This window comes from Methylobacterium sp. WL7 (assembly GCF_008040085.1).
Lineage (GTDB): Bacteria > Pseudomonadota > Alphaproteobacteria > Rhizobiales > Beijerinckiaceae > Methylobacterium > Methylobacterium mesophilicum.
Map to the genome: position 1 here is coordinate 1 of NZ_VRVG01000271.1, position 2,558 is coordinate 2,558.

Sequence of the window (2,558 nt, forward strand, 5' to 3'; positions counted from 1 at the left end):
ACCCTACCCCTCGGCCCCCAAAAACCGCACCGAATCCCGGTGGACCCGGTCGGCCATGGCGCGGACGCCGTTGGAGCGCTGCGGGGTCAGGTGCTCGCCCAGGCCCAGCTTGGTGTAGAGCGCGAAGGCGTCGGTCTCGGCGGCCTCGCGCAGGGGCTTTCCGTCGAACAGCGCGATCATCAGCGCCACGAGGCCGCGCACGATGTGGGCGTCGCTGTCGCCGCGCATGCGCAGGCGCGGCTCGGACTCCGAGCGGTCGACGTCGAGGTCGATCCAGACCTGGCTGGCGCAGCCCTGGACCTTGTTGGCCTCGGCGTGCAGCGCCGGGTCCGGCGGCGGCAGGGCGCGGCCGAGTTCGATCAGGTAGCGGTAGCGCTCTTCCCAATCGTCGATGAACGCGAAATTCTCGACGATGGTGTCGATCGGGGGAACCATGGTGGACCGGATCCGGACTTGGGCGGGGCCGCTATACGGCGCTGGGGGAGATCTGGCGACTCCCGCGCGATCCGCCAGGGGGCGCGGCGCCGGGGATCAGGTCTCCGGCGGCTGCGTCGGCGGCAGGGTCAGCATCAGGGGCGTGGCCGTGCTGGCATCGCCCGCGACCTGGATCTCGGCCTGGGCCGCGTAGGCCGCGATCAGGCGCGGCCCGAGCTTGGGGATGTTGGACCGTCCGGTGGCGGCCATCTCGCTGACCCCGGAGACGATCGAGACGCGCAGCGGCTGCCCCTCCGCGCGCTCGATCTCGATGGCGATCGAGCAGGCGACGTGCTCGGCGGTGGCGTCCAGGCACTCGGCCACGATCTCGGCGACGATCATGCCGAGCGCGTTGGCGGTGCGCGGTTCGACCAGCCCGGTGCCGGAGCCGCCGACCTGCACGCCGATCCGTCCGGCCCGGCGCAGCTGCCCGAGGCCCGAGGCCAGGCGGTGCAGGTAGTCGTGCAGGTCGATCGACGCGATGTGGGGCGCCTCGTGCAGGTGCTGCTGCACCAGGGCGATCGCCCGCACCCGCTGGCCCAGCGCCTCGAAGCTGCCGCGGCACGGTTCCGGGGCGGCCCGCCCGTACAGGCCGATCAGGCTGACCATCACCTGCAGGTTGTTGCGAACCCGGTGGTAGACCTCGGCGAGCAGCGCCTCCTTCTCGGCGAGCGCCTGCTCGATATGCTCTTCCGCATGCTTGCGGTCGGTGATGTCGAAGCAGGAGCCGAGATAGCCCTGGAAGCGCCCGTCCTCCACCAGCGGGCGGGCGGTGTCGAGCAGCCAGCGGTAGACGCCGTCGTGCCGCCGCAGCCGGAATTCCACCGTGAACGGCGAGCGCGCCGCGAAGGCCTCCGAGACGATCTGGGCGTGGCGCTCGAAATCTTCCGGGTGCAGGCCGCTGCGCCAGCCAACGCTCAGCTCCTCCTCGAGGGGCCGGCCGGTGAAGTCCAGCCAGCACTCGTTGTGGTGCACCGCGTGGCCGTTCTCGTCCGAGCGCCACAGCATCAGCGGCACCACGTCGGCGAACCGCCGGAAGCTGTCGCTCAACGCGACGCTGCCCGTCACCGCAGCCCCGTGCGAAGGATCTCCCGCCTGGTCCGCCGCCGGCGGCGCAGCCATTCCGGACCCTGGTGGCTGACCGCCCATTCTGTACCCGACCCGCTGTGTCGAACTGTGTGAGACGCCGTGATTGGTTCGTGATTGCGCCGGTCAACGTGCCGGTCGGGTCCCCGTTCCGATCCCACGTTGCCGCTGCCGCCGTCATCCACACGGACCTGTGGATTCCCGCACGCGGCGGGGGGCGGGGGCTTTTTGGGGGGCTGCACGCACGTTCCTTGTCCGGCCGCGCTGCCGTCGACACGGGATGTGGTGTGCATCGTTCGTGCAGGCCGCAGCGCGCCCCCGCTCACGCGCGGGCCGGCCGATCCACGCCTTAACGGCCGAGCCGCGGATCCCCTCTCCCGTGCGCTACGATGTTCCCGGATCTGCATCGGACACCGCCGCTCGGGACGGAGCGCGACCGGCTCCCTCTCCCGTGCGGGAGAGGGGACCCGCGCCTGATCCTGCGACCGTGTTGCCCAGACCGATCTGTGAATCCGCCAGCCCGAACGGGAGAGGGGGTTCGTCGCGCCCTATGAGGGCCGATCTGTGCGCATCTTCGCCCACACGGGGCGCGGGCGCGGCTCAGGCCCGGACCAGCTTCGAGACCACCGCCAGGAGCTGCTCCGGCTTGAACGGCTTGGTGATCCACCCGGTGGCGCCGGCGGACTTCGCCTGCTGCTTCACCGACTCGTCCGATTCCGTGCTCAGGAACAGGATCGGCACGCCCGCGCAGGCCGGCACGGTGCGCAGCTGGCGGATCATCTCGATGCCGTTCATCACCGGCATGTTGAGGTCGGTGATCACCAGGTCGATCGCCCCGGCCTTCGCCTTGGCGAGACCCTCTGCGCCGTCCGCGGCCTCGACCACCGTGTGGCCGGCGGGGCTCAGCACGATCTTGATCATCTGCCGGATGCTGGGCGAATCGTCGACGGCGAGAACGGTGGCCATGGTGGGGCGCGGTCCTGGGATCAGAGAGCGGG

General features: G+C 71.0%; 3 protein-coding genes. All 3 read right to left on the reverse strand.

Annotated elements, in window-relative coordinates; translation table 11 throughout:
• Positions 1 to 3: 3 nt before the first annotated feature.
• The 3 genes from FV233_RS29055 to FV233_RS29065 all read right to left on the reverse strand — a co-directional run bounded on the left by FV233_RS29055 (position 4) and on the right by FV233_RS29065 (position 2,526).
• Positions 4 to 435 (reverse strand): SufE family protein, encoded by a 432-nt coding sequence (locus FV233_RS29055; RefSeq protein WP_147899602.1) that lies wholly within the window; start codon positions 433 to 435, stop codon positions 4 to 6.
• A gap of 96 nt (positions 436 to 531) precedes the next feature.
• Positions 532 to 1,623: a PAS domain S-box protein gene (locus FV233_RS29060; RefSeq protein ID WP_187277920.1), complete on the reverse strand. Its 1,092-nt coding sequence runs from the start codon at positions 1,621 to 1,623 to the stop codon at positions 532 to 534.
• Positions 1,624 to 2,160: 537 nt separating this feature from the next.
• Complete coding sequence (locus FV233_RS29065) at positions 2,161 to 2,526, reverse strand: response regulator (RefSeq protein ID WP_147899603.1); 366 nt, start codon at positions 2,524 to 2,526, stop codon at positions 2,161 to 2,163.
• Positions 2,527 to 2,558 lie beyond the last annotated feature (32 nt).